The organism is Streptomyces ficellus, from assembly GCF_030406405.1.
Classification (GTDB): Bacteria; Actinomycetota; Actinomycetes; order Streptomycetales; family Streptomycetaceae; genus Streptomyces; species Streptomyces ficellus_B.
This window is the reverse complement of the sequence record NZ_JAUEPL010000005.1, coordinates 153,199-173,096: the sequence shown is the minus strand read 5'-3', so window position 1 is coordinate 173,096 and position 19,898 is coordinate 153,199. Positions and strand designations below refer to the sequence as shown.

The 19,898-nt window shown below is 72.1% G+C and carries 18 protein-coding genes and 1 pseudogene; 14 read left to right on the top strand and 5 right to left on the bottom strand.

The genetic code is table 11. The annotated features are described in order from the left end of the window. The first annotated feature begins 34 nt into the window (after positions 1-34). From xylB to QWM81_RS05870, 3 genes are read left to right on the top strand one after another with little or no spacing between them, the layout of a single operon-like run. Positions 35-1,468 carry a xylulokinase gene (xylB, locus tag QWM81_RS05880; RefSeq protein ID WP_290110466.1) on the top strand — a complete coding sequence of 478 codons (1,434 nt, stop codon included), beginning with the start codon at positions 35-37 and terminating at the stop codon, positions 1,466-1,468. Beyond that, the gene (gene yicI / locus QWM81_RS05875) at positions 1,465-3,729 is read left to right on the top strand and encodes an alpha-xylosidase (protein ID WP_290110465.1); all 2,265 of its coding nucleotides are present in this window, start codon (positions 1,465-1,467) and stop codon (positions 3,727-3,729) included. The genes xylB and yicI overlap by 4 nt, the downstream gene beginning before the upstream one ends. 35 nt (positions 3,730-3,764) lie before the next feature. After that, positions 3,765-4,703 carry a pseudouridine synthase gene (locus QWM81_RS05870; protein WP_290110464.1) on the top strand — a complete coding sequence of 313 codons (939 nt, stop codon included), beginning with the start codon at positions 3,765-3,767 and terminating at the stop codon, positions 4,701-4,703. A 58-nt stretch (positions 4,704-4,761) separates the two neighbouring features. On the opposite strand, the gene QWM81_RS05865 is transcribed toward QWM81_RS05870, so the two are convergent. Next, positions 4,762-6,228: an amino acid permease gene (locus QWM81_RS05865; protein ID WP_290110463.1), complete on the bottom strand. Its 1,467-nt coding sequence runs from the start codon at positions 6,226-6,228 to the stop codon at positions 4,762-4,764. A 223-nt stretch (positions 6,229-6,451) separates the two neighbouring features. Beyond that, entirely contained in the window at positions 6,452-7,153 is a 702-nt protein-coding gene (locus QWM81_RS05860; protein WP_290110455.1) for a FadR/GntR family transcriptional regulator, read from the bottom strand. A gap of 140 nt (positions 7,154-7,293) precedes the next feature. Here QWM81_RS05860 and QWM81_RS05855 point away from each other — a divergent pair, with 140 nt between their 5' ends. From QWM81_RS05855 to QWM81_RS05840, 4 genes and pseudogenes are all read left to right on the top strand, one after another. Further along, entirely contained in the window at positions 7,294-7,803 is a 510-nt protein-coding gene (locus QWM81_RS05855) for a gluconokinase (RefSeq protein WP_290110452.1), read from the top strand. A 10-nt stretch (positions 7,804-7,813) separates the two neighbouring features. Continuing rightward, positions 7,814-9,211: a GntP family permease gene (locus QWM81_RS05850; protein ID WP_290110449.1), complete on the top strand. Its 1,398-nt coding sequence runs from the start codon at positions 7,814-7,816 to the stop codon at positions 9,209-9,211. A gap of 57 nt (positions 9,212-9,268) precedes the next feature. Further along, positions 9,269-9,373: pseudogene (locus QWM81_RS05845) on the top strand (ASCH domain-containing protein); the annotation flags it as partial. 112 nt (positions 9,374-9,485) lie between these two features. Further along, complete coding sequence (locus QWM81_RS05840) at positions 9,486-9,872, top strand: VOC family protein (protein WP_290110447.1); 387 nt, start codon at positions 9,486-9,488, stop codon at positions 9,870-9,872. 80 nt (positions 9,873-9,952) lie between these two features. On the opposite strand, the gene QWM81_RS05835 is transcribed toward QWM81_RS05840, so the two are convergent. After that, positions 9,953-11,608 (bottom strand): FAD-binding dehydrogenase, encoded by a 1,656-nt coding sequence (locus QWM81_RS05835; RefSeq protein ID WP_290110444.1) that lies wholly within the window; start codon positions 11,606-11,608, stop codon positions 9,953-9,955. Positions 11,609-11,694: 86 nt separating this feature from the next. On the opposite strand from QWM81_RS05835, the gene QWM81_RS05830 reads away from it, so the two are divergent. Genes QWM81_RS05830 through QWM81_RS05820 form a run of 3 tightly spaced genes read left to right on the top strand, consistent with a single transcriptional unit; the run spans position 11,695 to position 12,972 of the window. Further along, complete coding sequence (locus tag QWM81_RS05830; protein ID WP_290110442.1) at positions 11,695-12,243, top strand: NUDIX hydrolase; 549 nt, start codon at positions 11,695-11,697, stop codon at positions 12,241-12,243. Between the two features lie 4 nt (positions 12,244-12,247). Further along, on the top strand, positions 12,248-12,640 hold the full coding sequence (locus QWM81_RS05825; RefSeq protein WP_290110440.1) for a YidH family protein: 393 nt from the start codon (positions 12,248-12,250) through the stop codon (positions 12,638-12,640). Further along, positions 12,640-12,972: a DUF202 domain-containing protein gene (locus QWM81_RS05820; protein WP_290110438.1), complete on the top strand. Its 333-nt coding sequence runs from the start codon at positions 12,640-12,642 to the stop codon at positions 12,970-12,972. The genes QWM81_RS05825 and QWM81_RS05820 overlap by 1 nt, the downstream gene beginning before the upstream one ends. A gap of 426 nt (positions 12,973-13,398) precedes the next feature. On the opposite strand, the gene QWM81_RS05815 is transcribed toward QWM81_RS05820, so the two are convergent. Further along, positions 13,399-14,334 (bottom strand): NADP-dependent oxidoreductase, encoded by a 936-nt coding sequence (locus tag QWM81_RS05815; protein ID WP_290110437.1) that lies wholly within the window; start codon positions 14,332-14,334, stop codon positions 13,399-13,401. A 121-nt stretch (positions 14,335-14,455) separates the two neighbouring features. Between QWM81_RS05815 and QWM81_RS05810 the strand changes: the two genes are divergently transcribed. Further along, positions 14,456-14,752 carry a hypothetical protein gene (locus QWM81_RS05810; protein ID WP_290110562.1) on the top strand — a complete coding sequence of 99 codons (297 nt, stop codon included), beginning with the start codon at positions 14,456-14,458 and terminating at the stop codon, positions 14,750-14,752. Positions 14,753-14,888: 136 nt separating this feature from the next. Further along, a complete protein-coding gene (locus QWM81_RS05805; RefSeq protein WP_290110436.1) occupies positions 14,889-15,800 on the top strand; it encodes an MBL fold metallo-hydrolase in 912 nt (303 codons plus the stop codon). 116 nt (positions 15,801-15,916) lie between these two features. Here the strand turns inward: QWM81_RS05805 and QWM81_RS05800 are convergent, their stop codons facing one another. Continuing rightward, on the bottom strand, positions 15,917-17,221 hold the full coding sequence (locus tag QWM81_RS05800) for a glucarate dehydratase family protein (RefSeq protein WP_290110435.1): 1,305 nt from the start codon (positions 17,219-17,221) through the stop codon (positions 15,917-15,919). 138 nt (positions 17,222-17,359) lie between these two features. Between QWM81_RS05800 and QWM81_RS05795 the strand changes: the two genes are divergently transcribed. Next, a complete protein-coding gene (locus tag QWM81_RS05795) occupies positions 17,360-18,382 on the top strand; it encodes a phosphotransferase family protein (RefSeq protein ID WP_290110434.1) in 1,023 nt (340 codons plus the stop codon). A gap of 9 nt (positions 18,383-18,391) precedes the next feature. Next, complete coding sequence (locus QWM81_RS05790; RefSeq protein ID WP_290110433.1) at positions 18,392-19,615, top strand: acyl-CoA dehydrogenase family protein; 1,224 nt, start codon at positions 18,392-18,394, stop codon at positions 19,613-19,615. The last annotated feature ends 283 nt before the right edge of the window (positions 19,616-19,898 follow it).

Below are 19,898 nucleotides of genomic sequence, written 5' to 3'. Positions count from 1 at the left end.
GCCCTGGTGAATTTGTTTTGTGTACGATCAAAAAATGAGGTACGTCATCGGCGTGGACAGTTCCACGCAGTCCACCAAGGCGGCCGTCGTGGAGGCCGACTCCGGGCGGGTGCTCGCCGTGGGCCGGGCCGCCCACACCGTGAGCGGCGAGGCCGGCGCCCGCGAGAGCGACCCCGAGCAGTGGTGGCGGGCGCTCGCCCAAGCCGTCGCCGCCGCCCTCGACGGCCTCGACCCCCGCGCCGTCACCGGCATCGCGGTCGCCGGCCAGCAGCACGGCCTGGTCGTCCTGGACGCCGCCGGACGCCCGCTGCGCCCCGCCCTGCTGTGGAACGACACCCGCTCCGCGCCCCAGGCCGCCGCCCTCACCGCCGAGCTCGGCCCCGACGCCTGGCTGGAGCGCACCGGTTCCGTACCCGTGGCCTCCATGACCGCCGCCAAGTGGCAGTGGCTGCGCGAGAACGAGCCGCGCGCCGCCCACGCGGCCGCCGCCGTACGCCTCCCCCACGACTTCCTCACCGAGCGGCTGGCCGGCGTCGCCGCCACCGACCCCGGTGACGCCTCGGGCACCTGCTGGTACAACACCGCCACGCGCGCCTACGACCCCGGCCTGCTCGACCTCCTCGGCCTCGACGCCGCCCTCCTGCCCGCCGTCGCCCCGACCGGCGCCACCCGCGTCGGCTCGCTCACCGCCACGGCCGCGGCCGCGCTGGGCCTGCCGGAGGACATCGCCGTCGCCGCGGGCACCGGGGACAACATGGCCGCCGCGGTGGGCATGGGGCTCGGCCGGGCAGGGCTGCTGGACCACCCGGTGGTCTCCCTCGGCACCTCGGGCACCGTCTTCACGGCCACCCTCGCCCGCCCCGCCACCGCCGCCCTCGCCGGGTTCGCCGCCGCCGACGGCACGTACCTGCCGCTCGGGTGCACCCTCAACTGCACGCTCGCCGTCGACAAGGTGGCCCAGCTGCTGGGCCTGGACCGCGAGGACGCGGCGCCCGGCGGCGAGGCCGTCCTCCTGCCGTACCTCGACGGGGAGCGCACCCCCGACCTGCCGGGCGCCTCCGGGCTGCTGACCGGGCTCCGCCACGCCACCACGCCCCGGCAGCTCCTGGGCGCGGCCTACGAGGGCGCGGCGTTCACCCTCCTGCGGGCCCTGGACGCGCTTCCCGGCGCCACGGCCACGGACACGCCGCTGCGGCTGATCGGCGGCGGCGCCCAGGGGCGTACGTGGGTGGACACCGTGCGCCGGCTCTCCGGGCGGCCCGTCGTCCTGCCCCGTACCACCGAACTGGTCGCCCTCGGCGCCGCCGCGCTGGCCGCGGGTGCCGCGACCGGCGAGGACGCCGTGGCCGTCGCCACCGCGTGGGGCGGCGGCGACGGCGAGACGCTGCCGCCCCTCGCGCGCGATCAGGCCGCCTGGGACCGGATCGCCGCCGTCCTGCACACCTACCTCCGACTGGGAACCCGATGAAATTCACCGACGGCTTCTGGCTGATGCGCGACGGCGTCCACGCCTCGTACGCCACCGAAGTGCGCGATCTGCACGTCAGCGACGACCACTTCACCGCGTACGCCGCGGTCAAGCACGTCGAGCACCGCGGGCACACCCTCAACTCGCCGCTGATCACGGTGGAGTGCTTCTCCCCGGCCGAGGGCGTCATCGGGGTGCGCACCACCCACCACGCCGGCAAGGCGCACCACGGGCCGGACTTCGTGCTGCACGACGCGGGCCGCGGGTCGGGGGCGCGGACGCGGCGGGAGGGCTCGGTCACCGAGCTGACGAGCGGGCCGCTGACCGTCCGCCTGGACAGCGACGGCCCCTGGGGCCTGGCGTTCCTGGACGCGGACGGCAGGCGGCTGACCGCCGTCGAGGCGAAGGGCACCGCGTTCGCCAGGACCCCGGACGGCGGGCACCACATGGTGACGCAGCTGGCACTGGGCGTGGGCGAGTACATCTACGGGCTCGGCGAGCGTTTCACCCCGTATGTGAAGAACGGCCAGAGCGTCGACATCTGGCAGGCGGACGGCGGCACCAGCAGCGAACAGGCGTACAAGAACGTCCCGTTCCACCTCTCCTCGCGGGGCTACGGCGTCTTCGTCAACCACCCCGGGAAGGTGTCGTACGAGATCGGCTCCGAGTCGGTCGGGCAGGTGCAGTTCAGCGTCGAGGACCAGTCGATCGAGTTCTATGTGATCGCCGGGCCGACGCCCAAGGACGTGCTCGCCCGCTACACCGCGCTGACCGGGCGGCCCGCGCTGCCGCCCGCGTGGTCGTTCGGGCTGTGGCTGACGACGTCGTTCTGCACGTCCTACGACGAGGAGACCGTCACGTCCTTCGTCGACGGCATGGCGGAGCGGAACATCCCGCTGTCCGTCTTCCACTTCGACTGCTTCTGGATGCGCGAGTACCAGTGGTCGGACTTCCAGTGGGATCCGCGGACCTTCCCCGATCCGGAGGGCATGCTCGCCCGGCTCAAGGAGCGCGGGCTGCGGATCAGCATGTGGATCAACCCGTACATCGCGCAGAAGTCGGCGCTGTTCGCGGAGGGCGCGCACCACGGCTACCTGGTGCGCAATCCCCGGGGTGACATCTGGCAGTGGGATCTGTGGCAGGCCGGGATGGCGCTGGTGGACTTCACCAACCCGGCGGCCAGGGCCTGGTTCCAGGGGAAGCTGAAGACACTGCTCGACCAGGGGGTGGACTGCTTCAAGACCGACTTCGGCGAGCGGGTGCCGACCGATGTGGTGTGGCACGACGGCTCCGATCCGGAGCGGATGCACAACTACTACACGCAGCTGTACAACGCCTGTGTCTTCGAACTGCTGGAGAAGGAGCGCGGGGAGGGCGAGGCGGTGCTGTTCGCGCGGTCGGCGACGGCGGGCGGGCAGCAGTTCCCGGTGCACTGGGGCGGGGACTGCTTCGCCTCGTTCAACGCGATGGCGGAGTCGCTGCGGGGCGGGCTGTCGCTGAGCCTGTCCGGGTTCGGGTTCTGGAGCCATGACATCGGCGGCTTCGAGGGCACGCCCGACCCGGAGGTCTTCAAGCGGTGGCTGGCGTTCGGACTGCTGTCGTCGCACAGCAGGCTGCACGGCAACATGTCGTACCGCGTGCCGTGGGAGTTCGGGGACGAAGCGGTCGAGGTGGCACGGCAGTTCACGGAGCTGAAGCACCGGCTGATGCCGTACCTGTACGGGGCGGCCGTCGAGGCGCGTCGCAGCGGTACGCCGCTGATGCGACCCATGCTGCTGGAGTTCCCGGACGATCCGGGCTGCCGGACGCTGGACCGGCAGTACATGCTCGGGCCCGACCTGCTGGTCGCCCCGGTGTTCACGGCCGACGGCGACGTGGAGTTCTATGTGCCCGAGGGCACCTGGACGCATCTGCTGACCGGCGTCACGGTGACCGGGCCGGCCTGGCGCCGCGAGAGGCACGGGTTCGACAGCCTGCCGCTGTATGTGCGGCCGGGCGCGGTGCTGCCGCTGGGCGCGGACGACCAGCGGCCGGACGGCGACTGGCTGGACGGCCTGACGCTGCTGGTCGCGCCCGGTGCGGAGGGCAGGACGGTGACGGTGCCGGATCACGGCGGGGCGCCGGCGGCGGCGTACACGGTGGTACGGGAGGGGTCGGCGCTGCGGGTGAGCGCGAGCGGCACGGACCGGCCGTTCCGGGTGCGGGTGGTCGGCGGCGGGTCGGCGCGGGGGTCGGGTGAGGCGACCGTACCGCTGCCCTGAGCCGGCGTCCGTACGAGGCGGTTTACGGTGGGGCCGTGAGACGCCGAACGAGACCCCCGTCCGCCCCGCTGCCGCAGCGCGCCGGTGTCGACCCGGTGCGGCTGCGGCTGCCCGCCGATCCGGAGGGGGCGTGGGGCACCGTCCGGGACCATCTGGTCGCGCGGTACGCGGGGGCGATCGGCGCCGCGGGGGTCGACGCGATGCTGGCACAGGGCCGGTTCGTCGGGGCGGACGGGGCGCCGGCCGGCGGGGACGAGCCGTACACGGCGGGGCGGTACCTGTGGTTCCACCGGGACTTCCCGGCCGAGGAGCGGGTGCCCTTCGAGGTGGGGATCGTCCACCGGGACGAGCGGATCGTGGTCGCCGACAAGCCGCACTTCCTGGCGACGACGCCACGCGGACGGCATGTGACCGAGACGGCGCTGGCGCGGCTGCGGCGCCGGCTGGACCTGCCGGAGCTCCAGCCCGCGCACCGGCTGGACCGGCTGACGGCGGGGCTCGCGCTCTTCGTCGTCCGGCCGGAGGACCGGGGGGCGTACCAGACGCTGTTCCGGGACCGGCGGGTGCGCAAGGAGTACGAGGCGGTGGCGGCGTACGATCCGGGGCTCGCGCTGCCCGTGACCGTACGCAGCCGGATCGTCAAGGAGCGGGGCGTGCCGGCGGCCCGTGAGGAGCCGGGCGAGCCGAACAGCGTCAGCCGGGTCGAGCTGCTGGAGCACCGCGGCGGGCTCGGCCGGTACCGGCTTGTGCCGGGGACCGGGCGTACGCATCAGCTGCGGGTCCATATGAACAGCCTCGGCGTGCCGATCCTGAACGACCCGCTGTATCCGGTGGTGTGTGAGGACGGGTCGGACGACTACGCGCGGCCGCTTCAGCTGCTGGCGCGGGGCCTGGAGTTCACCGACCCGCTCACCGGAGTCGCGCACCGGTTCACCAGCCGGCTGCGGCTGGCTCTTCCCGCCGGCCAGGGGTGAGAGAAAACCCCCGCCGGACGACGCTGTCCGGCGGGGGTTTCGCTTCTGCGGCGGGTGGTCAGTCCCGCGGCTGAGCGGCCGCGAGCACGCCGACCCGCTTGCGGACGGCGAACCAGCCGCCGACCAGCAGGGCGGCGATCAGCGGCAGGCAGTTCACGGTGGTCCGGCCGACGCCGCCGCCCCACCACATCAGGCCGAGGACGGAGGCGAGGAACACCAGCGTCACGATCTGGGTGTACGGAGCCCAGGGCAGCCGGTAGGACGGCCGGGCGACCTTGCCCTCCTTGGAGCGCGTCCAGAACAGCAGCGAGCAGAGCATGATCATGCCCCAGGTGCCGAGGATGCCGATGGAGGCGAGGTTCAGCACGATCTCGAAGGCCTCGCCCGGCATCACGTAGTTCAGGCCGACGCCCAGCACACCGAACGCGGCGGTGAGCAGGATGCCGCCGTAGGGCACCTGGCCCTTGTTCATCCGGGCGGTGAACTTGGGCGCGGAGCCCGCCATCGCCATGGAGCGCAGGATGCGGCCGGTGGAGTACAGGCCGGAGTTCAGGCTGGACAGGGCGGCGGTCAGGACGACCAGGTTCATGATCCCGGCCGTGCCCGGGATGCCGAGCTTGTCGAAGACGGTGACGAAGGGGCTCTGGTCGGCGGAGTACGAGGTGTACGGCAGCAGCAGCGCGAGCAGCACGACCGAGCCGACGTAGAACAGGCCCACGCGCCACATGATCGAGTTGATCGCCTTCGGCATGATCTTCTCGGGGTTCTTGGTCTCACCGGCGGCGACACCGCACAGCTCGACGGAGGCGTACGCGAAGACGACGCCCTGGACGACCATCAGCATGGGCAGCATGCCGGTCGGGAAGATGCCGCCGCTGTCGGTGATGGTGGCGAGGCCCGGGGTGTGGCCGCCGACCTCGGCCTGCGTGACGACGAGGAAGATGCCCACGCACATGAAGATCACCAGGGCGGCGACCTTGATGATCGCGAACCAGAACTCCATCTCACCGAAGTACTTCACCGAGATCAGGTTCGCGGTGAGGACGACGGCGAGGGCGATCAGGGCGAGGATCCACTGCGGGACGTCACTGAACATGGCCCAGAAGTGGGCGTAGGTCGCGGCCGCGGTGATGTCGGCGACGGCGGTGGTCGACCAGTTGAGGAAGTACAGCCAGCCGGCCGTGTAGGCGCCCTTCTCGCCCATGAACTCACGCGCGTAGGAGACGAAGGCACCCGAGGAGGGACGGTAGAGCACCAGCTCACCGAGGGCGCGGACGACGAAGAAGGCGAAGACGCCGCAGACGGCGTACGCGATGGCGAGGGAGGGGCCCGCGCCCGCCAGACGGCCACCGGCACCGAGGAAGAGGCCCGTGCCGATCGCTCCACCGATGGCGATCATGTTGATGTGGCGGGACTTGAGGTCCTTGCTGTAACCGGCGTCACCGGCGTCGATGTGGGGGGCGCCCGTCGCCGCCGGAGAACCGGGGCTCAGGGTGTCGGCCGCAGGCATGGTGCGGTCACTCATCTGGATGTCGCCTTTGTGAGGGGGTCCGTGCGGTATCAGCCGTACGACGGTGATGAAGGTGGTCACCGTGGCATGAGGGCCAGAGCACATAGTCACGGCTACGCTGCCGTTTTGGCTGTGGCCTATGTCACGTACGGGCTGATCTGAGATGTTTTTGAGGTTACCGGTGGGTTAATCGGCATTGCGCAGCTTAACGGGTGACCTCATTACCCAACGGCTGACCCTAAGGGGCGAGGATGTCCAGCTCACGCAGGGCCCCCACCGCGATCTGCCGGGTGAGCTCCTCGGCCCGGACGGCGTCCCGCCCCCGTACGGCTTCGGCGACCTGGACGTGGAGCGTGACGGCGGCCGGGTCGGGGTCCTCGAACATCACCTGGTGGTGGGTGCGGCCGGTGAGGACCTCGGCGACGACATCGCCGAGCCGCGCGAACATCTCGTTGCCGGAGGCGTTGAGGACGACGCGGTGGAAGGCGATGTCGTGGACCAGATACGCCTCCAGCTGCCTGCCGCGCGAGGTGGCGACCATGCCGAGGGCCTGCTCGGTGAGCTCGCGGCACTGCTCCGGGGTGGCGTGGACGGCGGCGAGGCCGGCGGCGACCGGTTCGACGGCGGAGCGCAGGACGGTCAGCGAGCGGAGCTGGCGGGGGCGGTCGGTGCCGGCCAGCCGCCAGCGGATGACGCGCGGGTCGTAGACGTTCCACTGCTCGGTGGCGCGGACGGTCACGCCGACGCGGCGGCGCGACTCGACGAGGTGCATCGACTCCAGCACGCGGACCACTTCCCGTACGACGGTGCGGGAGACCGAGAAGCGCTGGGCGAGCTCGTCGGTGCGCAGCACGCTGCCGGGCGGGTACTCCCCGGTCGTGATCGCGAGACCCAGGGCGTCCAGCACATGCGTATGGAGCCCCTGGGCCTGAGTCGTCATGTGCTTAGCGTAACCGCCGCTAAAAAGTATGACTTTTATGTCACAGGCTCTTGAATACGTCGTACCGCATGGGTTTCAGTGTGCGGCGACGCCATCGGCGTCGGAACCGATGTCGAGGAAGACAGCGAGGCGCACCGCTCATGCACAAACCCCCCGTCGTCGTCGTGATGGGCGTGGCCGGAACCGGCAAGACCACCATCGGCCCGCTGGTCGCCGAGCGCCTCGGCGTCCCCTACGCCGAGGGCGACGACTTCCACCCCGAGGAGAACATCGCCAAGATGTCGGCCGGCATCCCGCTGGACGACCAGGACCGGTGGCCCTGGCTCGACGCGATCGGGCGGTGGGCACACGGACGCGCCGGGCTCGGCGGGGTGGTGAGCAGCTCGGCGCTGAAGCGGGCCTACCGCGACCGGCTGCGGGCGGCCGCCCCCGGCGTAATCTTCCTGCACCTGACCGGCGACCGGGCACTGATCGAGGAGCGGATGGCCGCGCGCAAGGGCCACTTCATGCCGACCGCGCTGCTGGACTCGCAGTTCGCCACGCTTCAGCCGCTCGGGGACGACGAGGCCGGTGTGGCCGTCGACGTCTCGGGCAGCCCCGAGGACATCACCGACCGGGCCGTCGCCGCGCTGCGCCGGCTCGCTACCTGAGGACTCCCCTGTGACCAGTCTCAACGTCGAGATGCTGGCAGCGGACGCCGCCGAGCCGATCACATCGGCGGGCAACGGCCAGCTGGGCATCGCCGTCCTGGCGGGCATCGCCCTGATCGTCCTGCTCATCACCAGGTTCAGGCTCCACGCCTTCCTGGCGCTCACCATAGGCTCGCTGGGGCTCGGCGCCCTGGCCGGAGCCCCGCTGGACGCCGCCATCGAGTCGTTCACCAAGGGCCTGGGCTCGACGGTCGCGGGCGTGGGCGTGCTCATCGCGCTCGGTGCGATCCTCGGCAAGCTGCTGGCCGACTCCGGCGGCGCGGACCAGATCGTGGACACGATCCTCGCCAGGGCGGGCGGCCGGGCCATGCCCTGGGCGATGGTGCTGATCGCGTCCGTGATCGGCCTGCCGCTCTTCTTCGAGGTCGGCATCGTGCTGCTGATCCCGGTGGTGCTGCTGGTCGCCAAGCGCGGCGACTACTCGCTGATGCGGATCGGTGTTCCGGCGCTGGCCGGTCTGTCCGTGATGCACGGGCTCATCCCGCCGCACCCCGGTCCGCTGGTCGCGATCGACGCGCTCGGCGCCAACCTGGGCGTGACGCTGGCGCTGGGCCTCGTGGTCGCCATCCCGACCGTGATCATCGCGGGGCCGCTGTTCTCCCGGTACGCGGCACGGTGGGTGGACGTCCCGGCGCCCGAGCGGCTGATCCCCCAGCGTCCCTCGCAGGACCTGGAGCGGCGGCCCGGCTTCGGCGCGACCGTCGCGACCGTGCTGCTGCCCGTGGTGCTGATGCTGGTCAAGGCGCTCGTCGACATCGTGGTGGGCAACCCGGACAACCACGTCCAGCGGGTGACGGATGTCATCGGCTCGCCGCTGATCGCGCTGCTGGCGGCGGTGCTCGTGGGCCTCTTCACGCTGGGCAGGGCGGCCGGCTTCACCAAGGAGCGGATCTCGGCGACCGTCGAGACGTCGCTCGCCCCCATCGCGGGCGTCCTGCTGATCGTGGGCGCGGGCGGCGGCTTCAAGCAGACGCTGATCGACGTGGGCGTCGGGCAGATGATCCTGGACTTCTCCAAGGACTGGTCCATCCCGGCCCTGCTGCTGGCCTGGCTGATCGCGGTGGCGATCCGGCTGGCGACCGGCTCGGCGACGGTCGCCACGATCTCGGCCGCCGGACTGGTCGCCCCGCTGGCGGCCGGCATGTCCACCTCGCACGCGGCGCTGCTGGTGCTGGCGATCGGCGCGGGCTCGCTCTTCTTCAGCCACGTCAACGACGCCGGTTTCTGGCTGGTGAAGGAGTACTTCGGGATGAGCGTCGGCCAGACGATCAAAACCTGGTCGGTGATGGAGACGATCATCTCGGTGGTGGGGATCGTGTTCGTCCTGTTGCTGTCGCTGGTGCTGTAGGGAGCGGGGTCCGGCTGTCGGGTGCCGGGCGGGGGCACGCGTGCCGGACTGGCGCGCGTGTCTTCCGCCCTCAAGCCGTATCTGCTCGCCTTTCCCTGCCCGTTGCGCGACCGGCTGGTCGCCGCCGTCCTGTCGGGCGAGAAGGTGTCGACGACGGGACTGCACGTCGGCTGGTGGGCTCCGAACGCCCCTGCCGGGTGGGCATTCTGAGGATTGCTCAGTGGCGGGGCTGTGCTTTGTGAGGATGGCTCAGCGGCGGGCGTAGGCTCGCCGCATGGTGCATGTACTGGGCAGCAGGGTTCTGTTGAGCCCTACGGATCCGCAGCGCTCACGCGACTTCTACGGCGGGGCGCTGGGGCTGGCCGTCTACCGGGAGTTCGGGACGGGGCCCGAGCGGGGCACGGTGTACTTCCTCGGCGGCGGCTTCCTCGAACTCTCCGGCCGCTCCCCCGCTCCGCCCTCGCCCGGTATGCGGCTGTGGCTCCAGGTGGCCGACGTCCGGGCCGCCCACGAAGAGCTGCGCGAGCGCGGGGTGGAGGTGCTGCGGCCGCCGCAGCAGGAGCCGTGGGGCCTGATCGAAATGTGGATCGCCGACCCGGACGGGGTGCGCATCGCCCTGGTGGAAGTGCCCGAAGGACACCCGCTGCGCAGTCGTCCCTGACCCGGCCCGGCGTCGGGGCGCGGGCGGCCGGGCATCGGGGCGCGGGCGGGCGCGGGCGGGGGCAGGCGGGGCCGCGCCGCTCAGGCGGTGGCTTTCGCGGCCGCTCGGCCTGCCGCGCGGCCCGAGAAGAGGCAGCCACCGAGGAAGGTGCCCTCCAGGGAGCGGTAGCCATGGACGCCTCCGCCGCCGAAGCCGGCCGCTTCACCGGCCGCGTAGACGCCCGGCAGCGGGGTGCCGTCGGGAGTGAGCACCCGGGAGGAGAGGTCGGTCTCCAGGCCGCCGAGCGACTTGCGGGTGAGGATGTTGAGCCGCACGGCGACCAGCGGGCCCGCCCCGGGGTCGAGGAGCCGGTGCGGGGCGACCGTACGGATCAGCCGGTCGCCGAGGTACTTGCGGGCGCCGCGGATGACGGTGACCTGGAGGTCCTTGGTGAAGGGGTTGGCGATCTCCCGGTCGCGGGCGACGATTTCGCGGCGCAGGGCGGACTCGTCGATGAGCGGCTCCTTGGTGAGCGCGTTCATGCCGCGCACCAGGGACGGCAGGTCGTCCTCGATGACGAAGTCCGCCCCGTGGTCCATGAACGCCCTGACCGGACCCGGGACGTCGGCGCGCGCCCGGTCGAGGACACCGCGGACCGACTTGCCGGTGAGGTCCGGGTTCTGTTCGGAGCCGGAGAGGGTGAACTCCTTGCCGATGATCCGCCGGTTGAGGACGAACCACGTGTAGCCGTACCCGGACCGCATGATGTGCTCCAGCGTGCCCAGCGTGTCGAAGCCGGGGAACAGCGGCACGGGCAGGCGGCGGCCGGTCGCGTCCAGCCACAGCGACGACGGGCCGGGCAGGATGCGGATGCCGTGCCTGGCCCAGATGGGGTTCCAGTTCTCGATGCCCTCGGTGTAGTGCCACATCCGGTCGCGGTTGATGTGGTGGGCGCCGGCCGCCTCCGCGATGCCGAGCATCAGCCCGTCGACGTGCGCGGGCACGCCGGAGAGCATCTTGTCGGGCGGGGTGCCGAGCCGCTGCGGCCACTGGGCGCGTACGAGGTCGTGGTTGCCGCCGATGCCGCCGGACGTGACGATCACCGCCTGGGCGCGGTACTCGAACGCCCCGGTGACCTCCCGGCTGCTCGCCGTGCCGCGCTCGGCGGCGGACGGCTCCAGGATCTCGCCGCTGACGGTGTCGACGGCTCCCGCGCTGCGGCCCAGGCTCGTGACCCGGTGGCGAAACCTCAGCTGGACGAGGCCCTTGGCGACGCCTTCGCGGACGCGCCGCTCGAAGGGCGCGACCAGGCCGGGGCCGGTGCCCCAGGTGATGTGGAAGCGCGGCACCGAGTTGCCGTGCCCGGTGGCGTCGTAGCCGCCGCGCTCGGCCCAGCCGACGACCGGGAAGAACCTGACTCCCTGGCGGTACAGCCAGGACCGCTTCTCACCGGCCGCGAAGTCGACGTACGCCTCGGCCCACTTGCGCGGCCAGTGGTCCTCGGGGCGGTCGAAGCCCGCCGTGCCCAGCCAGTCCTGGAGGGCGAGGGCGTGGCTGTCTCTGATCCGCATCCGGCGCTGCTCGGGCGAGTCCACGAAGAACAGGCCGCCGAAGGACCAGTGGGCCTGGCCGCCGAGGGACTGTTCGGGCTCCTGGTCGAGCAGGATGACGCTGCGCCCCGCCTCGGCGAGCTCGGCGGTGGCGACCAGGCCGGCGAGGCCGGCCCCGATCACGATCACATCAGCGTCGTACGCCATGGGCTCTCATCCTTGTCGGCAGGGTGCTCCGATCTTCGGTACGCGGCGGTAACACGTCAACAGGTGGACGGTGATTTCATGGCGGCATGAGCGCCGCTGACGAGATCCTGGACGTCGTTGACGAGCACGACCGGGTGGTGGCGCGGCTGCCGCGCGGTGAGGTGTACGCGCGGGGGCTGCGCCATCGCTGTGTGTTCGTGTTCGTGCGGGACGCCGAGGACCGGGTGTTCGTGCATCGCAGGACCGCGACGAAGCTGGTTTTCCCCTCTCTGTACGACATGTTCGTGGGCGGTGTGGTCGGGGCGGGCGAGAGTTACGACGAGGCGGCGCTGCGGGAGGCGCGGGAGGAGTTGGGTGTGCCGGGTCTGCCGCGGCCGACGCGGCTGTTCCGTTTTCTGTACGAGGGGGGCGAGCGGGGGTCGTGGTGGTCGGCGGTGTACGAGGTTCGGTGCGAGCTCCCGGTGAGCCCGCAGGCGGAGGAGGTCGCCTGGCACGCCTTCCTGCCGGAGCCGGAGCTGGAGGCCCGGCTGGGCGAGTGGGAGTGGGTGCCGGACGGCTGTGCCGCGTACGAGCATCTTCGGGCGTACCGCGTCGACGGGCGCGCATGCCGTCCACAGACACCCCCGATAGTGTGATCATGTGAGCGACTTTGTGCGGGGCCTGCGGCTGTGGTTGGCGCCGCGGCGGATCCGGGAAGAGGGGGACACGCCCGACTACCGGTTCTCCCTCGCCAACGAGCGCACCTTCCTGGCCTGGATCCGGACCGCGCTCGCCCTGGTCGGCGGCGGGTTCGCGGTCGATCAGTTCCTGCCCGACCTGCGCTGGGGCGTCCGGGTGGGCATGGCGCTCGCGCTGCTCGCCGCGGGGGCGCTGTGCGCGCTTCGGGCGGTGAACCACTGGGCGCGCTGCGAGCGGGCCATGCGCCGGGGCGAGGACCTGCCGGTCAGCCGCTTTCCCGCGCTGCTGAGCCTGGCGGTGGGCGTGGTCGCGGTCGCGATGGTGGTGGTCGTCGTCTTCGGCTGGCGCGGCTGATGACGGGCGGCCACGCGCCGGACGCCGCCGAGGTCCGGGACCCGGGGCTTCAGCCGGAGCGTACGCGGCTGGCGTGGCGGCGTACGACGCTGTCGGCGACGGGCGCCGCGGTGCTGGCGGCCAAGCAGGCCGTGCACGACGACATCACGGCGGCCGGTGTGGTGGGCGCCGCCCTGTCGCTGCTGGTGTGGCTGGCGTTCCTGGGCGTGGCCCACCGGCGGATGCGGGCACTGGGTACGGCGCGCCCGCGAGCACTGACGCCCCATGGCGCGGTCACGGCGACGGCCTGCACGCTCGCGCTGGCGGCGTTCGCGGTGGCGGTGGTGGTGTAGGGCCCGCACGGCGGTGGGTGCTGGCCCGGCGGGCGACGCCCCGGGCGATAGGTGCTGCCCCCGGCAGGGCATGCCCGGGGGCGTTGCTATTGCAGCGGGCCGCGCCCCGGCGGCGGGCGCTGGCCCGGCGGGCGACGCCCCGGCGGCGGGGCGCTAGCCCAGCGGACCGTGCCCGGCGGCCGGTGCTGGCCCGGCAGGGCAGGCCCGGGGGCGTTGCTTGCAGCGGGCCTGCCCCGGCGGCGGGTACTGGCCCGGCGGGACCGCGCCCGGGCGGTAGGTGCTGCCCCGGCAGGGCGGGCCCGGGGGCGTTGCTGGTGCAGCGAGCCGCGCCCCGGCGGCGGGGCGCTAGCCCAGCGGACCGTGCCCGGCGGCCGGTGCTGGCCCGGCAGGGCCGGCCGCGGTGCCGGGAGCGCGACTGGCGGGCGGTCAGTCGTTCCGGCCGACCGTGACGACGACCTTGCCGTTCAGGCCGCCCTCCATGGCGGCGCGCTGGGCGTCCGCGGCCTGCTCCAGCGGGAACGACTTGGCGACCCGTACCGCCAGCGCGCCCTGTTCCGCCAGTTCGGCGAGCGCCGCCAGGTCGTCCGGGTCGGGGCGTACCCAGTAGTAGGCGCCGCCCATGCCGATCACCTCGCCGTCCGCGATGGACGCGAGCCGTCCCCCGGGCGCCAGCAGATGGGCCGAGTCCTTCAGGACCTGGCCGCCGACCGTGTCGAACGCGGCGTCCACGCCCTGCGGGGCCAGGGCCCTGACGCGGTCGGCGAAGCCGTCGCCGTACAGCACCGGTTCCGCGCCGAGCTCGCGGATCCGGTCCTGGCCCGACTCGCGCGCCGCGCCGATGACGCGGGCGCCGAGGTGCCGGGCGATCTGCACGGCCATCGACCCGACGGCGCCCGAGGCGGCCTGCACCAGCAGGGTCTCCCCCGGGCGCACCCGCAGCGCCCGGTGCAGCACCTGGTAGGCGGTGAGCCCGGCGAGCGGCAGGCCCGCCGACTCCTCGAAGCCCAGGTTGCGGGGCTTGCGGGCCAGCGTGCGGACGGGGGCCGCGACGTACTCGGCGAAGGTGCCGTGCCACAGGACGTCCTCGCGTACGTACCCCATGACCTCGTCCCCGACGGCGAACTCCGTCACGGAGACTCCCGGCTGGACGACGACACCGGCCACGTCCCAGCCCGGGACCACGGGGAAGACGGCGTCGAAGATGGTGTCGAGGTACCCGGCCTGGGCCTTCCAGTCGACCGGGTTCACGGCGGCCGCGCGCACTTTGACGAGGACCTTGTCCGGTCCGACCTTGGGGTCGGGGTAGTCGCCGAATTCCAGGACCTCAGGGCCGCCGTAGCGGCGGTAACTGATCGCCTTCATGCATCCGACCCTCGGGCCGGTCCCGCCCGTACGCAAGCCGAGTGATCACCCATAACGAATTATTCATAACAAAGAGGACTAGCCTGGGGATGTGACCGATACCGACGCCGGAGGCTCCGTCATGACCGTCGTCCATCAGGAACACACTTCACACGCCCACATCCACGGGCCGGCCTGCGGGCACCAGGCTGTCGTCCACAACGATCACCTGGACTACGTCCACGAGGGGCATCTGCACCGGGAGCACTCCGGGCACTGGGACGAGTGCGAGCCGGGCGAGCACATCGCCCATAGCGGGCACGCCCATGAACACGGGGACAACTGCGGTCACCCGGCCGTCGCGCACGGCGACCACGTCGACTACGTGCACGAGGGACACCGGCACGCCGCCCACGACGGGCACTGGGACGACCACTAGGCCCTGTCGCGTACGGCACGCACCGCACGGCACCGCACGACACCGCGCGGCACCACGCGGCACCCCGCCGCGCTCCGGGTGACGGGCAACTGGCAGGCTCTGCCCGTCAGTTAGGCCACGACCCGGGAGACCGCAGGTGCCTGCCACGGATCCGTACACCGTCCAACTCGCGCCCGAAGTACACGCGTACGTCCAGCCGGACGGCGGCTGGTGCCTGAACAACGCCGGTTTCATCAGTGACGGCGGGGCCACGGTCCTGGTCGACACGGCCGCCACCGAGCGGCGGGCGGTCGCGCTGCGCGAGGCCATCGTGGAACAGGGCGTGCCGCTGCCCCGGACCGTGATCAACACCCACCACCACGGCGACCACACCTACGGCAACGCCGTCTTCGCGCCCGAGGCCACGGTCATCGGCCATGAGGCGTGCCGCGACGAGGTGCTGGCGGCCGGGCGGCAGCTGCATCTGATCTGGCCGCAGACCGACTTCGGCGACATCCGCGTCACGGCGCCGGACCTCACGTACAGCGACCGGCTCACCCTGCACGTGGGCGGCACCGAGGTGCGGCTGGTCCACCCGGGCCCCGCGCACACGGTCGGCGACACCATCGTGCACTTGCCCCGGCAGGGCGTCGTGTTCACCGGTGACCTGGTCTTCAACGGCGGCACGCCGTTCCTGGCGACGGGCTCGCTGGGCGGGTCGCTGCGGGCGATGGAGGTGCTGCGGTCGCTCGGTGCGCGGACCGTGGTGCCGGGGCACGGTCCGCTCACCGACCCTTCGGCGTACGACGCCACGGAACGCTATCTGCGGTTTGTCGCCGGGATCGCCGAGGAGGGGCACGCCAAGGGGCTCACGCCCCTGGAGGTGGCGCGCCAGACGGACCTGGGCGAATTCGCCGGATGGCGGGAGAGCGAGCGGCTGGTGGCCAATGTGCACCGGGCGTACGCGGAACTGGCCGGACAGCCGGAGGGCTCGCCGCTCGATGTGGCGGCCGTGTTCGGGGACATGGCGGCGATGAACGGCGGGCTGCCGGTGGCCTGTCACGCGTGAGCACGCCTGTTGCGCGTAACGGCTCGGGGCGGACAGCCGTACGGCGTACGCGCTCGGGCCGGCGCATAAGCAGCCGGGCCGGCGCATAAGCGGGCCGGCCCCGCGGGGGCAGCCGGTCACCAGCGCGGGACGGCCGGCGTGACCCATGCCGGGTCCGCCCGCCGCATCGCCGCCGCGTCGTCGCGCTCGCGCATCGTTCCGTCGTCGTCCAGCCAGCGCCGGTGGAGCGCGGCGAGCCGTTCGCGGTCGAGTTCGACGCCCAGCCCCGGCGCGTCGGAGACGGCGAGGCGGCCGCCTTCGAAGACGTGGCGGGCGGTGATGACGTCCTCGGTCTGCCAGGGGTAGTGGCTGTCGCAGGCGTAGTCGAGGTTGGGGACGGTCGCCGCGACGTGGGTCATGGCGGCGAGGCTGATGCCCAGGTGGGTGTTGGAGTGCATGGAAAGGCCCACGCCGAACGCGCGGCAGACGGCGGCGAGTTCACGCGTCCGGTACAGACCGCCCCAGTAGTGGTGGTCGGACAGCACCACCTGCACGGCGCCGCGCGTGAAGGCGGCGGCGATCTCGGGGAAGGTCGTGACGCACATGTTGGTGGCGAGGGGCACGGTGGTACGGGCGGCGATCTCGGCCATACGGTCGGTGCAGGCGGCCGGGTCCTCCAGGTATTCGAGGACGCCGCCGAGCTGTTCGGCGACATACAGCGAAGTCTCCACGGACCAGGCGCCGTTGGGGTCCAGGCGCAGCGGCCGGCCGGGGAACGCCTCGGCCAGCGCGCGTACGGCGGCGATCTCCTGGTCCGGCGGGAAGACGCCGCCCTTGAGTTTGAACGAGCAGAAGCCGTGCTCGTCGGCGAAGCGCCGGGCCTGGGCGACGATGCCGGCCGGGTCGAGGGCGGGGCCCCAGTCGTCCTCCTCGCCGCCGGCCGGGTGCGCGGCCCAGCGGTGGAAGAGGTACGCGCTGAAGTCGACGGCGTCGCGGACCTTGCCGCCCAGCAGGGCGTGCACGGGCAGGCCGAGGGTCTTGCCGAGGGCGTCCAGGCAGGCGACCTCGAAGCCGGAGACGACGGACAGGCGCAGTTTGTCGGCGGTCCGCACCCCGCGCAGCCCGTCCGCCTCGACGCGGGCGTCCGTGCCCTGCGCGCCGGGGGCGGGCGAGCCGCCGCACACCTGGTCGGCAAGGCGGAACAGGCCGTTCACGTCCGTGACCGAATGACCACGGAGCGCCTCGGCGAGCGGGCGGGCGAGGTCGAGGTACGTGCCGTCGCCGTAGGTCTCGCCGACGCCCGTCACACCGCCCCGGGTGACCACCTCCACGACGAGGCGCGGGGTGTAGGGCTGGTGGACGCCCTGGGTGTTGAGGAGAGGCGGGTCGGAGATGAGGATCGGGGTGAGCCGGACGTCGTCGATCAACAGCGCGGCATTCATACATGAACCCTATTCATGAGGGCGACCGCCGGACCAGAGGTGCGCAGGTGGTTTCCGGCCCGGCACTGGACGACATACCGACTGGTCGGTCATGCTGCTGCGTACGATCACCGTCCTTTCGCCCCGGAGGTGCGAACGATGAGCTCAGCTCCCCCGCCAGGTCTCGACCCCGAGCGGTTGCGCGGCTTCCTGGACCGCGAGCGGCCGGGACTGGTGAGCGGACCGCTCAGCGCCCGGATCGTCGAGGGCGGCCGGTCGAACCTCACGTACGTCGTCACCGACAGCACCCGGCAGTGGGTCGTACGCCGCCCGCCGCTCGGCCACGTCCTGGCCACCGCCCACGACATGAAGCGTGAGCACCGCGTCATCAGCGCCCTGCACCCCACGGCGGTACCGGTGCCGGAGCCGGTCGCGCTGTGCGAGGACGAGTCGGTGCTCGGAGCGCCGTTCTACGTCATGGAGTTCGTGGCGGGCACCCCGTACCGGACCGCCGAGCAACTGGCCCCGCTCGGGCCCGAGCGCACCCGGGCCGCCGTCCTCGGCCTGGTCGACACGCTGGTCGACCTGCACGCCGTCGACCCCGAGGCGGTGGGCCTGGGCGACTTCGGGCGCCCCGAGGGCTTCCTCGACCGGCAGTTGCGGCGCTGGGGCAAGCAGTTGGACGCCTCCCGCAACCGTGAACTGCCCGGGATCGACGAGCTGCACGCCTCGCTCGGCCGCCACCTGCCCTCCTCGCCCGCCCCCACGGTCATCCACGGCGACTACCGCCTGGACAATGTGCTGCTCGGCGAGGACGACCGGGTGAAGGCCGTACTGGACTGGGAGATGTCCACGCTCGGCGACCCGCTCACGGACGTGGGCCTGCTGGCCATGTACAGCGTCAGGCTGGACCTGCCGGGCTCCCCCATCAGCACCACCGCGAGCGCCGCCGGCCATCCCACGGCCGCCGAACTGATCGAGCGGTACGCCGTTCGCTCCGGCCGCGACACCCGCGCCCTCTCCTGGTACACGGCGTTCGCCTGGTTCAAGCTCGCCGTGATCCTGGAGGGCATCCACTACCGCTACACCCTCGGGCAGACCGTCGGCGCGGGCTTCGACCGCATCGGCGAACTCGTCCCCGTCTTCATCGAGCACGGCCTCACCACCCTCCAGGAAGGCTGACCCCACCCCATGGACTTCGCATTCGACGCGCGCACCGAGGAACTGCGGGCGAAACTGCTCGCCTTCATGGACGAGTACGTCTACCCGGCCGAGGCGGTCGCCCATGAGCAGCGGGCGAGGCTCGACTCGCCGTGGGACACCCCGGCGGTCGTGGAGGAGCTCAAGGCGGAGGCGCGCAGGCAGGGCCTGTGGAACCTGTTCCTTCCGGACGAGGAGTACGGGGCGGGGCTGACGAACCTCCAGTACGCGCCGCTCGCCGAGATCACCGGCCGGTCGCCGCAATTGGCGCCCACCGCCCTCAACTGCGCCGCCCCGGACACCGGGAACATGGAGGTGCTGGCGCAGTTCGGTGACGAGCGGCAGAAGAAGCAGTGGCTCCAGCCGCTGCTGGCCGGGGAGATCCGTTCCGCGTTCGCGATGACGGAGCCGGAGGTCGCCTCGTCGGACGCGACGAACATCGAGACCCGCATCCAGCGAGCCTCCGACGGAACGAGCGAGTACGTCATCAACGGCCGCAAGTGGTACATCTCCGGCGCGATGAACCCGGACTGCAAGATCTTCATCGTGATGGGCAAGACCGACCCTGACGGTGAGGACATCCGCCGCCAGCAGTCGATGATCCTCGTGCCCCGGGACACCCCGGGCGTCGAGGTGCGGCGGGCGATGCGGGTGTACGGGTACGAGGACCACTCCCACGGCGGTCACGCCGAGGTCGTCTTCCAGGACGTCCGCGTCCCGGCCGCGAACCTGATCGGCGAGGAGGGCGGCGGTTTCGCCATCGCCCAGGCCCGGCTGGGCCCGGGCCGCATCCACCACTGCATGCGGCTGATCGGCATGGCGGAGCGGGCGATCGAGCTGATGTGCCGCAGGGCCGTGTCGCGTACGGCCTTCGGCAAGCCGCTGGCCGCCCAGGGGCAGGTGCAGGGGTGGATCGCGGACGCCCGGGTGACGGTCGAGCAGTTGCGGCTGCTGGTGCTGAAGACCGCCTGGCTGATGGACACGGTCGGCAACCGGGGCGCGCACACCGAGATCCAGGCCATCAAGATCGCTACGCCGCGCGCGGTGGTGGACATCATCGACAAGGCGGTCCAGCTCCATGGCGCGGGCGGTGTCAGCCAGGACTTCCCACTCGCCGAACTGTGGGCCGGGGCGCGGACGCTGAAGCTGGCGGACGGCCCGGACGAGGTGCACCAGCGGTCGCTGGCGCGGCGGGAGCTGAAGCGGTACCTCTGAGCGTCACGCACACAGGAGCACGAACGGGCGGGACGCCGCAGGCCACGGCGCCCTGCCCGTTCGTGCTCCTGTCCCCGTTCGTACCGGAATTCCACTGCCGGCCGCGCTCCTTACCAGACCGGGTACGCCCGCAGGGCGGAAACCGCGCCATGACGACTTGATCCGCTATCCACAACAGGTTTTCGGCCAACGATCCGTGTCTCACGAGCCCCCAGACAACCCATGGTGTCCTCACCCGACTCTCACGGGCCGGAGTTAGCCTCGCCGACCCGGAAAACGAGGA